The organism is Agromyces indicus (assembly GCF_031432295.1).
GTDB lineage: Bacteria > Actinomycetota > Actinomycetes > Actinomycetales > Microbacteriaceae > Agromyces > Agromyces indicus.
The window spans coordinates 229,958-248,057 of sequence record NZ_JAVKGS010000003.1 but is presented as its reverse complement, the minus strand read 5'-3'; the positions used below and the strand labels follow the sequence as shown (position 1 = coordinate 248,057).

The window sequence follows — 18,100 nt, the reverse complement described above, 5'->3', positions numbered from 1 at the left end:
GAGAGAAATTGCTCGACGCAACCACGTTTGACGAGCTCCGTATCGGCCTGGCCACCGCCGAGGACATCCGCAAGTGGTCCTTCGGCGAGGTCAAGAAGCCCGAGACGATCAACTACCGCACGCTGAAGCCCGAGAAGGACGGCCTCTTCGGCGAGCAGATCTTCGGACCCAGCCGCGACTGGGAGTGCGCGTGCGGCAAGTACAAGCGCGTGCGCTTCAAGGGCATCGTGTGCGAGCGATGCGGTGTCGAGGTCACCAAGTCCTCGGTCCGCCGTGAGCGCATGGGCCACATCGAGCTCGCCGCGCCGGTCACGCACATCTGGTACTTCAAGGGCGTGCCCAGCCGTCTCGGCTACCTGCTCGACATGGCGCCGAAGGACCTCGAGAAGGTCATCTACTTCGCCGCGTACATGGTCATCGACGTCGACGACGAGGGTCGTCACGCCGACATGCCGGGCCTCGAGAACGAGCTCCGGCTCGAGATCAAGACCATCGGCGACGCCCGCGACGCGCGCATCGCCGACCTCATGAAGCGCAAGGAGGAGGAGCTCGCGGCCCTGGAGGCCGAGGGCGCCAAGGCCGACCAGCGCAAGCGGGCCGAGGCCGCCGCCGACAAGGAGATGGCCGGTGTCCGCAAGTCCGCCGACGAGCAGATCGCGCACCTCGAGCGCGTGTGGGAGGACTTCCGCACGCTGAAGGTCGGCGACCTCAAGCCCGAGGACTCCGTCTTCCAGGAGCTGCAGGACCGCTTCGGCATGTACTTCGAGGCGTACATGGGCGCCGAGGCGATCAAGAAGCGCCTCGAGTCCTTCGACCTGCAGGCCGAGGCCGACGACCTGCACCTGCAGATCGCCGAGGGCAAGGGCCAGAAGAAGATCCGCGCGATCAAGCGGCTCAAGGTCGTGAACTCGTTCCTGCAGACCGGCAACTCGCCGGCCGCGATGGTGCTCGACGTGGTCCCCGTGATCCCGCCGGAGCTCCGTCCGATGGTCCAGCTCGACGGTGGCCGCTTCGCGACCTCCGACCTCAACGACCTGTACCGCCGCGTGATCAACCGCAACAACCGCCTCCGTCGCCTGCTCGACCTCGGTGCGCCCGAGATCATCGTCAACAACGAGAAGCGGATGCTGCAGGAGGCCGTCGACGCGCTGTTCGACAACGGCCGCCGCGGTCGCCCCGTCACCGGCACCGGCAACCGCGCCCTGAAGTCCCTGAGCGACATGCTCAAGGGAAAGCAGGGTCGCTTCCGCCAGAACCTGCTCGGCAAGCGCGTCGACTACTCGGGTCGTTCGGTCATCGTCGTCGGTCCGCAGCTCAAGCTGCACCAGTGCGGCCTGCCCAAGCAGATGGCGCTCGAGCTGTTCAAGCCGTTCGTCATCAAGCGCCTCATCGACCTGAGCCACGCGCAGAACATCAAGGCCGCCAAGCGCATGGTGGAGCGTTCGCGCCCGCAGGTGTGGGACGTGCTCGAGGAGATCATCCGCGAGCGCCCCGTGCTGCTGAACCGCGCGCCCACGCTGCACCGCCTCGGCATCCAGGCGTTCGAGCCGCAGCTGGTCGAGGGCAAGGCCATCCAGCTGCACCCGCTCGTCTGCGCCGCGTTCAACGCGGACTTCGACGGCGACCAGATGGCCGTGCACCTGCCGCTGTCGGTCGAGGCGCAGGCCGAGGCCCGCATCCTGATGCTGGCGTCGAACAACATCCTCAAGCCGTCGGACGGCCGTCCGGTGACCCTGCCCTCGCAGGACATGATCATCGGCCTGCACCACCTGACGACCGAGAAGCCGGGCGCCGCCGGCGAGGGCCGCGCGTTCTCGTCGATCGCCGAGGCGATCCTCGCGTTCGACCAGAACCGTCCGGGCGAGCTCGCGCTCGACCTCGGCGCGAAGGTGAAGATCCGCCTCGCGGGTCTGCACTTCCGCGAGGGCGAGGCCCCCGAGGGCTTCGTGCCGGGCGAGCCGTTCCTGCTCGAGACGACCCTCGGTCGCGCCCTGTTCAACGAGGCGCTGCCGGAGGACTACCCGTACTTCAACGCGCAGGCCGGCAAGGGCCAGATCTCGGCGATCGTCAACGACCTCGCCGAGCGCTACCCGAAGACCGAGGTGGCCGCGACGCTCGACCGGATCAAGGACGCCGGCTTCCGCTGGGCGACCCGTTCGGGCGTGACCGTCGCGCTGTCCGACGTCGTCGAGCTGCCGCAGAAGCGCGAGATCGTCTCGAAGTACGAGAAGCAGGCCGCGAAGGTCCAGTCGCAGTTCGAGAAGGGCCTCACGACCGACCTCGAGCGTCGCCAGGAGCTCATCCAGATCTGGACGAAGGCCACCGACGAGGTCGCCAAGGCCATGCAGGAGGAGTTCGCGTCGAACCAGGACAACACCATCAACCGCATGGTGACGTCGGGCGCGCGTGGTAACTGGCTGCAGGTGCGCAACATCGCCGGTATGCGAGGCCTGGTGAACAACCCGAAGGGCGAGATCATCCCGCGCCCGATCATCTCCTCGTACCGCGAGGGGCTGTCGGTGGCGGAGTACTTCATCGCCACGCACGGTGCCCGCAAGGGCCTCGCCGACACCGCGCTCCGTACGGCGGACTCGGGCTACCTGACCCGTCGTCTGGTCGACGTCTCGCAGGATGTCATCATCCGCGAGGACGACTGCGGCACCGGCAAGGGCCTCGAGATGCCGATCGCGGCGACGGATTCCACGGGCACCCTGGTCCGCGACCCGAACGTCGAGAACTCGGTGTTCGCGCGGAGCCTCGCCGCCGATGCGGTGAACGCCAAGGGCGAGGTCGTGGCCGAGGCCGGCGACGACGTGGGCGACGTGCTCATCGACAAGCTGGTCGCGGCGGGCGTCGAGTCGATCAAGGTCCGCTCGGTGCTGACCTGCGAGTCGGCGGTCGGCGTCTGCGCGAAGTGCTACGGCCGGTCGCTCGCGACGGGCAAGCTCGTGGACATCGGCGAGGCGGTCGGCATCATCGCCGCCCAGTCGATCGGCGAGCCGGGCACGCAGCTGACGATGCGTACCTTCCACACCGGTGGTTCGGCCTCGGCCGACGACATCACGCAGGGTCTGCCCCGCGTGCAGGAGCTGTTCGAGGCCCGCACCCCCAAGGGTGCGTCGCCGATCGCGGAGGCCGCCGGCCGCATCACGATCGACGAGACCGAGAAGCAGCGCAAGGTCATCCTCACGCCCGACAACGGCGACGAGCCGATCGCGTACAACGTGCTCAAGCGCTCGACGCTGCTCGTCGAGGACGGCCAGCACGTCGAGCTCGGCCAGCAGCTGATCGTCGGCACCGTCGACCCGAAGGAGGTCCTCCGGGTCAAGGGCGTTCGCGAGGTGCAGAAGCACCTGGTGAACGGCGTGCAGGACGTCTACCGCTCGCAGGGCGTGCCGATCCACGACAAGCACATCGAGGTCATCGTGCGCCAGATGCTGCGCAAGGTCACCGTCGTCGACCACGGCGACACCGACCTGCTGCCCGGTGAGCTCGTGGACCGCTCGAAGTACAACGAGATCAACCGCGCGGCGCTCACCGAGGGCCGGAAGACGGCGTCGGCGCGCCAGGAGGTCATGGGTATCACCAAGGCCTCGCTCGCGACCGAGTCGTGGCTGTCGGCCGCGTCCTTCCAGGAGACGACCCGCGTGCTCACGCAGGCCGCCATGGAGGGCAAGTCCGACCCGCTGGTGGGCCTCAAGGAGAACGTGATCATCGGAAAGCTGATCCCGGCGGGCACCGGTCTGAACAAGTACCGGAACGTGACCGTCGAGGCGACCGAGGAGGCGAAGGCGGAGCGCTACCCGAACCGCATCTTCTCCGACGACGCCGCGTTCACCGAGGGCGACCTCAGCTTCGTCGACTTCGACTCGTTCTCGAGCGACGACTTCACCCCCGGCAACTACAGCTGACGCGAGTGCGGCGGCGTCCGCGCCGCCGCACGCGCACCCGAAGGGCCCCGGAGCGATCCGGGGCCCTTCGGCGTTTCGGCGACGCGTGCGTGGGCTGACCCGCCGTCGGCAGCCCCGGTCGTAGACTCCGGGCATCCCCGTCGAGAGGTTGATCGTGACCGAGACCCCGAACGAACCGACCACCCCGCTCACGCGACGACCCGTGTTCTGGCTCATCGTCGGCGCCGTCCTCCTCGGGATCGCCGTCGTGGTGGTCGTCGTCCTCGGGATGTCGGGCGGTCGCTCGCCCGAGCCGTCGCCCACGACCAGCGCGCCGACTCCGACGTCCGAGGCGCCCAGCACGCCGCCCTCCGAGCCGCCCGCGACCTCCGACCCGGGCACGCCGTCGGCCGTGGTGATCCCGACCGACTGCGCCGGGATCTACACGCGCGATTGGGCGCCCGAGCTCGGCGGCCTGGTCCTGAACCCCGCCTGGTCGGAGGACGAACCGCTGTGGGGGTCGAACGATCGCGGTGCGATCACGATGCTCGAGGGCACGGCGGAGCTCCGGTGCGCCTGGGTGCAGGAGGCGGGCGGCGGCGACGTGGGCATCATCACCAACGTCGCGGGCCTGACGCCCGAGCAGCAGGACTCCATGGCCGAGTACTTCCCCGGCGCCGGGTTCACCTGCTACGAGGAGCTCGAGGGCACGCGGTGCGTCATCGAGGAGACCACCGACGCGGGCGAGTGGGGCGAGTCCCACTTCCTCCGCGAGGGCGTGTGGATCGCGACGCGGTGGGCGAACGTGAGCCCGGAGGGATACACGCACGACATCGTCGCGGCGATCTTCGGTTGACGGCGCCGTCCGGCACGTCCTGAACGGCACTCCCAGACCATCTCGCTAGGATCGCCGGCGGTCGACCCTGCCGATTCCCCCGATCCGCGACCACGGAGTGTTCCCCCATGCCCGACCCCGCCATTCTCCTGCGCCGTCCGACGACCTGGCTCATCGCCGCGGTCGCCGCCCTCGTCCTCGCCGCCGCCGCGCTCGTCGGCGTCCTGCGAGCGCCCGCGCCCGAAGCGGATGCCGCGCCCGAGCCCACCCCGCGACCGATGCCCGCCGCGGCCGGCGAGCCGGTGCCCGTGGCGCCCGGCGGCAGCGCCCCCGCGGCCGCTCCCGCCGGCGGTGTGCCCGCGGACTGCGGCGCGGCCTACTCGAGCGACTGGACCGACGCGTTCGCCCCCGACTACGTGCTGAACCCCGCGTGGGCGACCGGCGACGACGCGCCGGTGCTCCTCGGCACCGACGACCCGGGCGCCGTGCCGACGCTCGAGCAGGCCGCGCAGCTCACCTGCGCCTGGTTGCCGGCGGAGCCCGCGGACGGCCGTACCGGCCTCGTCACGACGATCGCCTCCGTCGACGACGCCCAGCGGAGTGCCGCGCTCGGCGCGTTCGAGGCCGGCGGGCTCGACTGCTTCCCCGAGCTCGAAGGCACGCGCTGCGTCGCCGAGTGGGAGGAGGCCGCGGGTCCGGCGGGGGAGTCGCACTTCTTCCGCGGCGGCGTGTGGATCGCCACGCGCTGGTCCGGACCGGCGGTCACGGGCTACACGCACGACATCATCGAGGCCGTCTTCCCCTGACTCGCGAAGCGCCGCGGCGCTCCGCAGCCGGACGTGCGCCCGTTGCTAGAGTGGCCGCACCACGGGCAGGCGATGCTGCCCGGAAGGAGCGGACGATGAGCAGCACGACTCCCGGATCCGACCCCGAGCGCCGCGACCTCGACGGCGACGGCCGGCCCGACGCGCCGGCCGAGCCGACCCGCGATGCGGTCGGCGACGACGCGTCGACGTCGACGGCGGCCGAGGCGGACGCGCAGGCGACTTCGGCCCAGGCCGAGGTCGACCCCACCGCGCCGGATGCCGAGCACGTCGACCGGCTCGAGCCGGCCGAGGCCGCGCCGAGCGACGCGGCCGGCACCCCGCCGCTCGAGCCCGACTTCACCGGGGCCGACCAGGGCGCCGACGACCGGTCGGCGCTCGACGCCGCGGTGGAGCGGGCGCGCACCGAGCACCCGCCGGTCGCGGTGAGCCCGGATCCGGCCGACCGGACCGACACCACCGCGATGCAGCGCGACGACCTCCAGGCCGCGAGCCCCGAACCGGTGCGCGCCGAGGAGGTCCGTCGCGAGACCGGCGTGCCCGAGACGGTCGGCGCCGCGGGCGCCGGCGCGACCGCCGCGTCGAGCACGGCGCCGGCGGCGCCCGCGCCGCCCTCGCCGCAGGCCATCTACGTGCAGGCCCCGGCCGAGCCGAAGCCGCGGGGCAACCGCGGGTTCGGTGTCCTGGTCGGGCTCATCGCCACGGTGCTCTTCGCGATCCTCTACGCGGGCATCTCCTATCTCGTCCTCCTGACGCAGTACGCGCCGGACGACGCCGCCCGGGTGCTCGGCCAGTTCCTGGTGCAGCCCGTCTTCTGGATCCCGGTGATCTTCTTCTTCATCGCCTTCGCGCTCCTCGCGCTGGCGCTGAACCGGGCCGCGTGGTGGACCTGGGCGGTGTTCGGCCTGCTCGTCGCGGTCGTCGTGTACTTCTCCTACATCGGGGCGTCGCTGCTGACCGTCGGAGCGTGGCAGTTCACGCCGCAGGAGGCGGGCGACTTCATCGCCGACCGCTGGCTCGACCCGTACGCGATCATCGCCGCGATCGTCGCGCGCGAGCTGCCGATCTGGTTCGGCGGGTGGATCGCGTCGCGCGGCCGCACGGTGGGCGAGCGCAACCGCCTCGCGCGCGAGGAGTACGAGCGGCAGCTCGCAGCGGGTCCGCAGCCCATCTCGTCGTCGCGCTGACCTTCGGCCGGTCACGGCCGGCGCGCTACGCTCGGATGTCGGGTGCACACGGTGAGTGCTCCCCATCGACGTGGCACGCCCAGCCTGCTTGGGTGGCTCCCTGACCCTGCACACCCGAGGAGCGCTGTTGAGCATCACCATGCACGCCGACGAGCCGATCCCCGGCGTCGGCGCCGATGGTCGCCCGGATCCCGCGTACGCCGCCGCACTCGGCCTGCGACCGGCGCCCACCGGCCGTCGGGCGGCTGCGTTCGCCATCGACGCGACCGGCTGGGCGCTGCTGTCGATCCCGGCCGTCGTCGCCGCCGTGCAGCTCGTCCCCGTGGTGATGGCGGGTTCCGCCACGGATCTCGGCACCCTCGCCGGCCCGCTGGTGCTCGCGGCCGTCGGGCAGGTGCTGCTCACGGCGTACGGCCTCACCCAGCTCGGCCTGCACGGTCGGCACGGCATCACGATCGGCAAGGCCTCGCTGGGGCTGCGATCCGTGAACGTGGCGACCTTCGCCCGGCCCGGATTCTGGCGCGTCGTGCTGCGGGTCCTCGTCCTCTGGGCGTCGCAGGTGGTCCTGCCGATCGTCGGCCCGGCGATCTGCTTCGCCTCCGGGCTGTGGGATCCGGAGGGACGGGGACGGAGCTGGCTCGACCGCGTCGGGCGCTGCCTCGTGCTCGACGTGCGTCGCGGACTCGACCCGTTCGACGGCAAGGCGCTCCGGTTCGCCCGTCGGCAGGTCGAGTCGGCGCCGTTCGCAGAGCGTCCCGACCTGCCGTCGCTCGCGTCCGACCGCGGGGTCGACGAGCGCACGTTCATCCCCGCGGCCCGCTCGAGTTCGGGCGTGGTCGCCGCGCCGCCGGCGTCCCGGCCCGAGGCGACCGTCGGCGCGTGGACGCCGCCGCCCGTGGCCGAGGTCGCGCCCCCGCCCGCCACGACGTCGCCCGCCGCGGCGGGCCCGTCGCCGACGGCGACGCGCGCCTCGGCGACCCTCGTCTTCGGCGACGGCGCCCGGGTGGCGGCATCCGGTACCACCCTGATCGGCCGCGACCCCGCGCGCGCCGACGGCGACCCCGAGCGGGCGCTGCTGCTGCCGGTGGCCGACCCGACCATGGGCCTGTCGAAGACCCACGCCGCGGTGGTCGTCGACGAGCGCGGCGTGCACGTCGTGGACCGGTGGTCGAGCAACGGCACGGCGATCGTCGAGGCCGACGGACGCAGCCGTGAGCTGGAGGCCGGCGTGCCGCATCCGCTGCCCGCGGGCGCGTCGGTGCGACTCGGCGGGGTCGAGTTCCGGGTCGAGGAGGTGCGCGCGTGAGGCTCAAGCTCGGGTTCCGCCGGCAGAGCGGGCCGGCGGTCGACGTGGTGGTGACCGCCGACGCGACCGCGACGGTCGGCGACATGGCGCGCTCCATCGCCGATGCCGACCCGGCGTCGGCCCACCTGCCGCGCCACGGCGGACCGCTGACCCTGGCGGTGGCGCCGCCGACCTCGAGCGAGCCGGTCGTCCTCGATCCCGACACGCTCGCCGCCGACGCGCCGATCGGGTCGGGCTTCAACGCGGCCGTGGTCTCGCCGTCGTCGCGCTCGGCCGCGGCGGCGACGCCGGTCGCGGTCATGCACGTCCACTCCGGACCGGATGCCGGGCGGGAGTTCCCGCTCCGGCCCGGCCACAGCGTGGTCGGGCGCGCCGCCGACGCCGACGTGGTACTCGCCGATCCGCTCGTCTCCAAGCGCCACGCGCGCATCGAGGTCGACCAGGGCGTCGAGGTGGTCGACCTGAACTCGGCGAACGGGCTCATCGTCGACGGCGGGCCGGTCTCCCGCGTGCGCGCGCTCCCGGGCGTGCGCGTAACCATCGGCGACACGGTGGTGTCGTTCGCGATGCTCGCGGGCACGGATGCCGCGGCCGACCCCGTGCTCGAACGCGGCGGCGCGCTCATGTTCAACCGGTCGCCCCGCGTCGAGGCCCGCTACCCGGGCACCGCGCACCCGGAGCCGCGCGTGCCGAGCGAGGAGAACCCGCGGCTGTTCCCGTGGCCGATGATCATCTCGCCCGTGCTCATGGGCGTGGCCATCTTCGCGCTGACGGAGCGGCCGATGGCGCTGCTCATCGTGTTCCTGTCGCCGCTGATGCTGGTCGGCAACTACCTCGGCCAGCGGATGGGCAGCGGCAAGAAGCTCAAGCAGGAGATCGAGACGTTCGAGGTGCAGCTGGAGCGGCTGGAGGAGACCCTCGAGCGCGAGCGGCACGTCGAGCGCGAGCGTCGCCACGACGAGGCGCCGCCGGTCGCGACGGTGTACGAGCAGGCCATGCGCCTCGGTCCCATGCTGTGGACCCGGCGCCCGGAGCACTGGAACTTCCTCGCGGTCCGGCTCGGGGTCGGTCGGGCACCGAGCCGCAACTCCGTGCGCGAGTCGGAGACGTCGCAGCCCGGCATCGCCCGGTACGCGCGCCAGGTGGACGTGCTGCGCGAGCGGTACCGCGAGATCGACGACGTGCCGGTCGTCGAGCTGCTGCCGAGCGCGGGCGCCGTCGGAGTCGCCGGGCCGGCGAACCTCGCCGCCGATGCGCTGCGCGGGCTCGCCGTGCAGCTGTTCGGCCTGCATGCGCCGAACGACGTGGTCGCCGCGGCCATCGTCGACCCCGGCTGGAGCCGGGAGCTCGACTGGCTCAAGTGGCTGCCGCACGCCTCGAGCGACCGCAACCCCGTCGCGGGCGCCGCGCTGGCCGACAGCGCGTCGGCCGGGGCCGCGCTGCTCAACTCGCTCGAGGAGCTCATCCTCGAACGCCTCGACGCCGCGCCGCAGCGCCGCGGACCGCTCGCCGACGACGAGGGGTCGATGGCGCGCGGGGCGCGCGTGGGCACGCCCGGCGGCATCCGCGACGAACCGCGGCCCGACTCGGCGCTCGTGCTCATCGTCTCGGCCGACGCGCCCGTCGACCGTCCGCGCCTCGTCCAGCTCATCGAGCGCGGCGCGGAGGTCGGCATCCACACGCTGTTCGTCGCCCCGACGGTCGCGTCGCTCCCCGCAGCCTGCCGCACCTTCATCGACGTCGCCGATGGCCTCGATCGGGCCCGCGTGGGGGTCGTGCGCTCGGGCGTCGAGTACGCCGAGGTCGCGGTCGAGGGCGTCTCGATGCGGTACGCCGAGGTGTTCGCCCGGCGCCTCGCGCCCGTGGTCGACGCGAGCACGGTCGTGGAGGACGCGAGCGACCTGCCGAGGAGCGTCTCGATGCTCTCGCTCATCGGCGACGAGATGGCCCGCGACGCCGACAGCGTCGTCGAGCGCTGGCGGCAGAACGCGTCGATTCTCGACCGATCGGGCGCGAAGCTGCCGAGGCTCAAGCGGGCCGGCACGTTGAAGGCCTTCGTCGGCCAGGGCAGCCCCGATGCGATGACGCTCGACCTGCGGACGCAGGGTCCGCACGCCCTCGTCGGCGGCACCACCGGCGCGGGCAAGTCCGAGTTCCTCCAGGCGTGGGTGCTCGGCATGGCGGCCGAGTACAGCCCCGACCGGGTCACGTTCCTGTTCGTCGACTACAAGGGCGGTTCGGCGTTCGCGGACTGCGTCGACCTGCCGCACTGCGTGGGCCTCGTCACCGACCTCAGCCCGCACCTCGTGCGTCGCGCGCTCACGAGCCTCCGGGCCGAGCTGCATCACCGCGAGCACCTGTTCAACCGCAAGAAGGCGAAGGACCTGCTCGAGCTCGAGAAGCGCCGGGATCCCGAGACCCCGCCCGCGCTCGTCATCGTCATCGACGAGTTCGCAGCGCTCGCGGGCGACGTGCCCGAGTTCGTCGACGGCGTCGTCGACATCGCGCAGCGCGGCCGCTCGCTGGGCATCCACCTGATCATGGCCACGCAGCGGCCGGCGGGCGTCATCAAGGACAACCTTCGGGCGAACACCAACCTCCGGGTCGCGCTGCGCATGGCCGACGAGTCGGACTCGCGCGACGTCGTCGGCGACCCGGTCGCCGCCGGCTTCGACCCGGCCATTCCCGGTCGGGGCATCGCGAAGACCGGGCCGGGCCGGCTCGTGCCCTTCCAGTCGGCCTACGCCGGCGGGTGGACGAGCGACGCCCCCGCCGAGGCCGACGTCCGCGTCGCCGAGCTGCGCTTCGGGTCGACCACCGTGTGGGAGGTCGCGGGAGAGCGGGACGACGACCTCGACCCGGTCGACCCCGGTCCGAACGACCAGAAGCGGATGGTGCAGACGTTCATCCGGGCCGCGAACACCGCGACGATCCCCGCGCCGCGTCGTCCCTGGCTCGACGACCTGGCGACGACGGTCGCGCTGGAATCCCTGCCGCAGCGCGGCGATGCCGACGTGGTGTTCGGCCTGGCCGACGTCCCGGAGCGCCAGCTGCAGGCCCCGATGTCGTTCACGCCGGACCGCGACGGCGCCATGCTCGCGTACGGCACGAGCGGTTCCGGCAAGTCCACGCTGCTGCGCTCGCTCGCGGTCTCGATCGGCCTGCGCCCCGATCTCGGACCGGCCGAGGTGTACGCGCTCGACTTCGGCTCCGGTGCGCTGCGCTCCCTCGAGCTGCTCCCGCACGTCGGCTCGGTCGTGCCGGGCGACGACGCCGAACGGGTCCAGCGGATGCTGCGCACCCTGGATGCGCTCCTCGACCGGCGCGGCCGGGCGTTCAGCGAGGTGAACGCCGCGAGCCTCACCGAGTACCGGGAGCTCACCGGCATCCGCGAACCCCGCGTGCTGCTGCTCATCGACGGCTTCGCGCAGTTCAAGGCCGACTGGGACTCCACGACCGTGCGCATGCCCTTCTACAACGTCGTGATGCGCCTGCTCGGCGAGGGCCGCCCGCTCGGCGTGCACGTCGTCGCGACGGCGGACCGCGCGGGCGCCGTGCCGACCGCGGTGAGCGCCAACGTCACCAAGCGCATCGTGCTGCGGCTGTCCGACGAGTCGGGCTACCAGGTCCTCGGCGTGCCGAAGGACGTGCTCGACGACCGGTCGGCTCCCGGACGCGCCATCGTCGACGGCTTCGAGACGCAGCTCGCGGTGCTCGGCGGCACGGCGAACGTCGCCGAGCAGACGAAGGCGCTCGAGTCGCTCGCGACCCGGCTGCGCGCCCAGGGTGCGCACGAGGCCGAACCGGTGCGGGCGCTGCCGACGGCCTTCGCACCGGGTGAGCTGCCCGCCGAGGTGGCGGGGGAGCCGGCCCTCGGCCTCGCCGACGACACGCTCGCCCCGATCGGCTTCGAACCGGTCGGCACGTTCGCGATCACGGGTCCGCCGCAGAGCGGGAAGACGACCGCGATGCGCGCCGTGATCGACGCGGTCCGGCGGCACGACCCGGACGTGCGCCTGTTCCACCTCGCGGGTCGACGCCCGCAACTGGCCGACCACGCCGAGTGGACGCGCAGCGCGGTGACCCCCGACGAGGTGAAGGCGCTCGCGCGCGAACTCGTCGACGTGATCGGCGACCCGACGGTGCCCGGCCGGTACGTGATCGCCGTCGAGAACGTGACGCAGTTCGCCGATTCCGAGGCCGAGCGCCCGCTGAAGGAGCTGTTCCAGGCCGTGAACCGCAGCGAGCACTTCCTCGTCGGCGACGCCGACGTGGCCTCGCTGTCGAGCGGGTTCGGCTTCGTCGGCGACTTCAAGGCGGGACGCCGCGGCGTGGCGCTCCGCCCGGACGCCTACGACGGGGATGCGGTGTTCAAGACCCCGTTCCCCAAGGTCAAGCGCAGCGACTTCCCGGAGGGTCGCGGGTTCTTCGTCCAGAACGGCCGGGCGACGCTCGTGCAGCTGCCGCTGTCCGGCTGAGCCCGCCGGGCACGCCGGGTGGGGAGTGCTCCCCATGGCTCCGGCGGAGCGGCATCCGTATGGTGGTGATCACCGTCCGCAGTCGCGGGCACGCATCCCGAACGATGGAAGAGGTTTCACGATGGCCGCAGATTTCGGCGCTTCGTACGGCGAGATGGAGGCGATGGCGAACAAGCTCGCCGACGCTCGCGATGACATCCAGGGGCAGCTCGACCAGCTGAAGAGCTCGGTCGACACCCTGCTCGGCAACGACTTCAAGACCCAGCACGCGTCCGGCAAGTTCGGCCAGGGCTACGAGGAGCTCACCACGGGCCTGAAGAACGCCGTCGACGGCATCGGCGAGATGGGCGAGGCCCTGCGCGGCATGATGCAGGCGATCCAGGACCTCGACCAGCAGCTCGCGGGTCGCTGATCCCGCGCGGCCGCGACGACGGGAGACCGTCGTCGCGGCCGCTGCCGTTCGTCCCAACCCGAACTGAGAGGAACGTCCCGTGTCCGACGGCGTCGAGATCCCCTACGAGCTGCTCAACGAGCTCAACGGGTCGCTCAAGCGCATCGCGGTCGAGTTCGACCGCGCCGGCGCGCGCTCGGGCGCGCTCGAGTCCGCGATCGGCACCCCGTGCGGGCGATCGGGGCTGCGCACCGCGGCCGACCGATTCGAATCGGAGTGGGACGACAAGCGCGAGACGCTCAAGCAGGACGTCCTGGCCTTCCAGGAGCGCGTCGACGCGATCGGGCGCGCGTGGCGCGACTGGGACCGCGAGGCGGGCGCGTCGCTCGACGTCGACGCCGAGGCGTCGGCGTCCGGGTCGGGGGGTCGCTGATGGACCGGTCGCCTGCGGGCCGGGAGATCCGGCGGATCCAGGGCGATGCCGCCGGGATCGAGGCGCGCGGGGCCGAGATGGAGACGCTCGGCGCCGAGATGCGCGAGTCGGCGGCGCTGCTGCGCTCCATCGTCGACGGGGCCCGGGGCAAGGGCTACTCGATCGAGGACCTCAAGGACGACGTCGGCGACCTGCACGTCGACCTGGGCCGCGCCGGCGAGCGGTACGAGCCGAGCGGTCGGGTGCTCCGCCACTACGGGCGCACGCTCGGCGAGGTGCAGCCGACGATCGACGACGTGGTCGAGACCTGCGATGAGCTCTGGGCCCGGTACACGGCCGCCCGCGATGCCCACGCGGATGCCGCCGCCAGGCCGCCGGCGCCGGATGCCACTCCCGAGCAGCTCAGCGCGGGGGAGGAGGCGGTCGCGGGCCTGCGTTCCGATCGCGAGCGCGCGTACGACGCGTGGCTCGTCGAGGCGACACGCTACGACGCGCCCTACGACACGTGGGACGCGGCCTACGAGACCGCCCTCAGCGGCTTGGAGGACGCCAACGAGCGCGGTGTCAGCGATTCGTTCTGGGACGACGCCCTGCCGGTCATCGAGGCGATCTCGACGGTGCTCGCGGTCGCCGGGGTGGTGCTCGCCGTCCTCGCCATCGTCGTGGGCGCGCCGCTCTTCCTCCTGCTCGGTGCGATCGTCGGCATCGCCGCGCTGGCGACGACGATCTGGAAGGTCGCGCGTGGCCGGGGCGGCGCGTTCGACATCGCCATGGCGGTGATCGGCATCATCCCGTTCGGCCGGCTCGCCAAGCTCGGCCAGCTGGCCGACGGCTGGTCGGGCGCCGGGCGGTTCCTGTCGGGCTTCGGCTCCGACATGGTCGGGTTGACGGCCCTCCGGGAGGTCCGGGCGTGGCGAGGGTTCGTCGACGTGATGCGCGGCCCGGTCGTCAACTCCGCCGGCAACCTCACGCAGAGCCGCGGCATCCTGCAGCGCATGGGCGCCTTCGCCGATGACATGTCCGCGCTGCGCTACACGGGACCCTCGGGCTGGGCGGCGCGGATCGCGGGCGGCACGAGCGGCTCGATCGCCGAGGGCCTGTCCGAGGCGTACGCGCGCTCCGGCGCCGCCGTGACCAACCGCGTCGACGGCGCGTTGCGCGGCACCGTCCTCGACGGCGTGCAGCACGGCGGCTCCGGCGTCGATGCCGCCCTCAACGTGGTCGATTCGATCGGCAAGCCGCTCTACGGTGCCTACGAGCTGGGCGGGCAGGCGTTCGACGCGCTGACCGACCCGGTGGATCGCTGGAGCAGCGAGCTGGCGGCGCGATGACGGGCGGGGCTGACCGCAGGGTGATCCGGCTGGACTACCAGGCGAAGTGGTTCCTGCCCGTGCCGACGGCGTTCCCATCCGACGGGGCGGACGACGCGGGCGCCTGGGTGGACGGCCTGCTCGCCGAGCACGAGGTCATGGAACCGTGGCGCGATCCGTCGCGCCGTGCCGGACTCCGCGAGCTGCTCCTGGCCCAGCACGCCGACCTCGCGGGTCACGGCGGGATCGCCCTCTGGTACTGCCCGTTCGGTCTGCCCGCATCGGGCGTCGTCGAGATCGCGGTCGAGGATCGGAAGGATCGGCCGGCGGATCCGCACGCCGAGCTCGCCGGCCTCCGGGGCGACCTGCCGGTGCGGCCCGTCGACGTGCGTGCGCAGGGACTCGGACCGGGGGTCGGGTACGCGCGCGTGTTCGAGGCGGGCGAGCCGACGACGGATGCCGCAGCGCCCCGCATCGCCGAACTCGGCTACGTCTTCACGCCCGATGCCTGCGCCGTGGCCGTGCGCGCGCGGAGCGCCGACCCGTCGGTGGTGGGCGCCCTCTCCGAGCAGCTGTGGCGGCTCGTCGACTCGGTGGTGCTCTCGTGACCCTGCCGGCGGGCGTCGCCGAGGCCGTCGAGCGCCACCCCGAGCTGCCGCCGTTCCGACTGCTCCTCCCGGCGGGCTGGACGCGCCACCTCCCGACGGACGACGAGGAGCGCGAGCTGCTGGCGCGCATGCGCGAGCGCATCCGTCCGCTCGGGCGTCCGGACCTGGAGTTCCAGCTGACGGCCGGGACCAAGGCGGCCTTCCGCGAGCTGCGCGCGAAGGACGGCATCGCGATGTACCTGCCTACGGAGGTCGGCGAGTCGACGGCGGTGCCGATGTCGATGAGCGCCTGCCGCATCACGGGCCCGGACGGGCGGCCGCTGGACGGCCAGGTCGCCGAGCTGTTCCGACGCCACGGCGCGGAGTTCCTCGGCGACGACCGCACGATCGTCCGCTGGCGTCGCACGTTCGCGACCCTGCCCGGGCTCGAGCGCGTCGGCACCGAGCAGGTCAACCACCTGGTCCCCGTTCCCGGCACGGGCCGGCGCGTCGGCGTCCTGCTGTCCACGGCGATCGTCCGCGATCCGGGCGATCCGGTCGAGGGCATCGACCTCGACGCGCTCGTCGCCCTTGCGGACGCGATCGCGAGCACCTTCGCGTGGGCGCCGTCGCGCGGAGCCGCCGGTGATTGAGCCGGCGGACTGGGCGACGGCGACGCCCGGCGGACGCGACGCGGCCCGGGTGCTCGGCGAACTCGACGCGCTCGTGCTGCGTGATCACCCGGAGGTCCGGTCGCGGGTGGCCGAGCGAGCGGATGCCGCGGTCGAGGCCGCCCGTCGGACCGCTGCCGGCGGACGGCCGCGTCGGTCCGCGGCGGACGAGCTCGCCCGCGCTGCGAGCGCTGCCGAGCGGCTGGCCGCCGAGGAGGCCGCGGGGCTGCGTGCCGAGCGGGACGCGGCGCTCGCGATCCTCGAGCGACGCGGCGTGCTGGCGCCCGCGGTGGTCGCGGCCGCTGCCGCCGCCCCACTCGGCGCATCGGCCGCGGCCGCCGTCGTCGCCGGGTCGATCGTTCCCGCAGTCCGACCGGCGCCAGCCGACCGCGCGACGAGCACCACGGCACCGACGCGCACGGATGCCGCCGATCCCGGCGCCGTCGCGGGCGGGATCCTCGCCGCGGCACCGCTGCTCCTCGCGACGCTCGTCGTCCTCGACCTCGTCGGCACCGTGCCGGCCGCCTGGGCGGCCACGCTCTCGGCGGTCGCCGCCGCGGCGGTCCTCGCCGGGACCGGCGGCCGCGGCCGAGCCCGCGCGCCGCGGGCCGACCGGCTCCGCTCGCGGGGCCTCACCGCCCTCGCGGTCGTCTCCGGGCTGGGCGCGATCGCCTCCGGCGCCGTCGCGCTGACCGACCCCGAGACCGGGAGGGCGGTCGGGGCGATCGTGGCGCTCCAGGGGATGTCGGCGATCTCGATCGCCGCGCTCGCCTCCCTCGCCCGACGCGCCGCGCGGGTCGCGCCGGGCCGAGGCGCTCCGGGCACCCGGGCGTAGGCTCGGGACATGGCGACGAACTCGACCTCATCCTGGGCCGTCGCGGGATTCGCGGCCGCCCTGCACGTCGCGCTCATCGTCGCCGCGTTCGGGTTCGTGAGCCTGCTCGCCGACGCCGAGCCCGTCCCCGACCCCGAGGCGGGGCGGCTCGTCGCACCTCTCACGGTCGCGGCATCCGTCCTCGCCCTGCTCATCCTGCTGGGTCGGGGGCTCGGCCGCGGCCTCCGTCCCTGGTCGCTCGCCGGGCTCGCCCTGCTCGCGACGTGGGCGGCCGGCGTCGTCGGGGCGACGGTGTCGTACGCGGCCGCCACGGGCACGATCCTCGCCTCGCTGCTGTTCGCGCTGTCGTTCATGACCGTCGGCTTCGGGGCGATCATCCCCGTCACCGGGGCGCTCGTCGCCCTCCTCGCCGCGGTCACCGTGCGTGCCCAGCAGGGCGGGGTCGAGCGCCCGAAGTGGCCGTGGGAGCGCGACGGCGAGGAGTGAGGCGCGCGTCCCGCGTGACATCCGTTCGCGGGTTCGGCGCCGCGGCCGGGCCGCCGCAGTAGGGTGAACCGCGTGGAGGGTTCGGTCGAGGCTCGCGTGAGCCACGAGGTCGACCGCTGGCTGGCGTGGCTGCCGCGATGGAGGCCGGGCACGCACCGCGGTCGCGTGCGGCTCTGCACGCGCTGCTTCGGATCGCCGATCCTCGCCGCCGCCGGTCTCGACACCGACGTGCCCCACCCGGTGCAGCACGCGTTCAGCATGCGCATGAAGGGCATCATCGACGGCGCGGTCGACGACTACACGGCCCGCAACCTGCCGATGCTCCATCGCGAGATCCGCCTCGCCGAGGAGCGCAAGGCGCGCCGGCCCTACCGCGCGGGCGAGGGGCTCGACCCGGAGTTCCTCGGCCTCGACCTCGACCCCGAACCGACGCCCGGCTCGCCGTTCCTCTTCACCCTCCAGGGGCTCGAAGCGGATGCCGCGGCCGAGGCCTTCGAACCGGCCCCGCGCCCCTTCACCCCCGAGGAGAAGGAGGCCCTGCGCGAGGAGGTCCGCCTCGCCGACGAGTTCGCCAAGCAACTCGGACGCCGCATCTGCATCGAACTCGCCCAGCACCGGCAGCGGATCGCCAACGCCGTCGAGCGGCTCGTGGAGCCGCAGGTCGCCGAGCTGCTCGCCGACCTGGACCGCGAGCTCGACGCCCCCGGCTGGCCGGGCTGAGCCGGGCGGTGCCCGTTCGCTCAGGGCGTGCCCGCGGCATCCGTCGCCATTTGACCGCACCGTGACGCCCGATTACCATTGATCGGGTGTGCGCTCTGCCGCGCGCTCGTTCATGCCCGCGATCCGCCAGCCGGAGATCGGACACGA

General features: G+C 73.1%; 14 protein-coding genes. All 14 read left to right on the top strand.

Going from position 1 to position 18,100, the window contains the following annotated elements:
• The first annotated feature begins 8 nt into the window (after positions 1–8).
• The 14 genes from rpoC to RH861_RS10910 all read left to right on the top strand — a co-directional run bounded on the left by rpoC (position 9) and on the right by RH861_RS10910 (position 17,953).
• Positions 9–3,911, top strand: coding sequence for a DNA-directed RNA polymerase subunit beta' (gene rpoC / locus RH861_RS10975; protein ID WP_067950388.1), 3,903 nt, complete (start codon positions 9–11; stop codon positions 3,909–3,911).
• A 154-nt stretch (positions 3,912–4,065) separates the two neighbouring features.
• The gene (locus RH861_RS10970) at positions 4,066–4,746 is read left to right on the top strand and encodes a hypothetical protein (protein WP_310520992.1); all 681 of its coding nucleotides are present in this window, start codon (positions 4,066–4,068) and stop codon (positions 4,744–4,746) included.
• Between the two features lie 107 nt (positions 4,747–4,853).
• Complete coding sequence (locus tag RH861_RS10965; RefSeq protein ID WP_310520991.1) at positions 4,854–5,531, top strand: hypothetical protein; 678 nt, start codon at positions 4,854–4,856, stop codon at positions 5,529–5,531.
• A gap of 95 nt (positions 5,532–5,626) precedes the next feature.
• Positions 5,627–6,736, top strand: coding sequence for a hypothetical protein (locus tag RH861_RS10960; protein WP_310520990.1), 1,110 nt, complete (start codon positions 5,627–5,629; stop codon positions 6,734–6,736).
• A 127-nt stretch (positions 6,737–6,863) separates the two neighbouring features.
• Complete coding sequence (locus RH861_RS10955; RefSeq protein ID WP_310520989.1) at positions 6,864–8,042, top strand: RDD family protein; 1,179 nt, start codon at positions 6,864–6,866, stop codon at positions 8,040–8,042.
• Positions 8,039–12,520, top strand: a complete 4,482-nt coding sequence (locus RH861_RS10950; protein ID WP_310520988.1) for a type VII secretion EssC family protein — start codon at positions 8,039–8,041, stop codon at positions 12,518–12,520. Before RH861_RS10955 ends, RH861_RS10950 begins: the two co-directional genes overlap by 4 nt.
• A 121-nt stretch (positions 12,521–12,641) precedes the next feature.
• Entirely contained in the window at positions 12,642–12,932 is a 291-nt protein-coding gene (locus RH861_RS10945) for a WXG100 family type VII secretion target (protein WP_067948620.1), read from the top strand.
• A gap of 79 nt (positions 12,933–13,011) precedes the next feature.
• On the top strand, positions 13,012–13,344 hold the full coding sequence (locus tag RH861_RS10940) for a hypothetical protein (protein ID WP_248598645.1): 333 nt from the start codon (positions 13,012–13,014) through the stop codon (positions 13,342–13,344).
• On the top strand, positions 13,344–14,675 hold the full coding sequence (locus tag RH861_RS10935) for a hypothetical protein (RefSeq protein WP_310520987.1): 1,332 nt from the start codon (positions 13,344–13,346) through the stop codon (positions 14,673–14,675). The genes RH861_RS10940 and RH861_RS10935 overlap by 1 nt, the downstream gene beginning before the upstream one ends.
• A gap of 20 nt (positions 14,676–14,695) precedes the next feature.
• On the top strand, positions 14,696–15,262 hold the full coding sequence (locus tag RH861_RS10930) for a hypothetical protein (protein WP_310520986.1): 567 nt from the start codon (positions 14,696–14,698) through the stop codon (positions 15,260–15,262).
• Complete coding sequence (locus RH861_RS10925) at positions 15,259–15,894, top strand: hypothetical protein (protein ID WP_310520985.1); 636 nt, start codon at positions 15,259–15,261, stop codon at positions 15,892–15,894. The genes RH861_RS10930 and RH861_RS10925 overlap by 4 nt, the downstream gene beginning before the upstream one ends.
• Positions 15,887–16,747 carry a hypothetical protein gene (locus tag RH861_RS10920; RefSeq protein ID WP_310520984.1) on the top strand — a complete coding sequence of 287 codons (861 nt, stop codon included), beginning with the start codon at positions 15,887–15,889 and terminating at the stop codon, positions 16,745–16,747. Before RH861_RS10925 ends, RH861_RS10920 begins: the two co-directional genes overlap by 8 nt.
• 9 nt (positions 16,748–16,756) lie before the next feature.
• The gene (locus tag RH861_RS10915; protein WP_310520983.1) at positions 16,757–17,233 is read left to right on the top strand and encodes a DUF6121 family protein; all 477 of its coding nucleotides are present in this window, start codon (positions 16,757–16,759) and stop codon (positions 17,231–17,233) included.
• A gap of 72 nt (positions 17,234–17,305) precedes the next feature.
• Positions 17,306–17,953: a spermidine/putrescine ABC transporter substrate-binding protein gene (locus tag RH861_RS10910; protein WP_067948602.1), complete on the top strand. Its 648-nt coding sequence runs from the start codon at positions 17,306–17,308 to the stop codon at positions 17,951–17,953.
• The last annotated feature ends 147 nt before the right edge of the window (positions 17,954–18,100 follow it).

Coding starts and splice junctions, on each gene's coding strand:
- RH861_RS10960 (WP_310520990.1), top strand. CDS start 5,627: ATGAGCAGCACGACTCCCGGATCCGACCCCGAGCGCCGCGACCTCGAC.
- RH861_RS10945 (WP_067948620.1), top strand. CDS start 12,642: ATGGCCGCAGATTTCGGCGCTTCGTACGGCGAGATGGAGGCGATGGCG.
- RH861_RS10915 (WP_310520983.1), top strand. CDS start 16,757: ATGGCGACGAACTCGACCTCATCCTGGGCCGTCGCGGGATTCGCGGCC.
- RH861_RS10965 (WP_310520991.1), top strand. CDS start 4,854: ATGCCCGACCCCGCCATTCTCCTGCGCCGTCCGACGACCTGGCTCATC.
- RH861_RS10935 (WP_310520987.1), top strand. CDS start 13,344: ATGGACCGGTCGCCTGCGGGCCGGGAGATCCGGCGGATCCAGGGCGAT.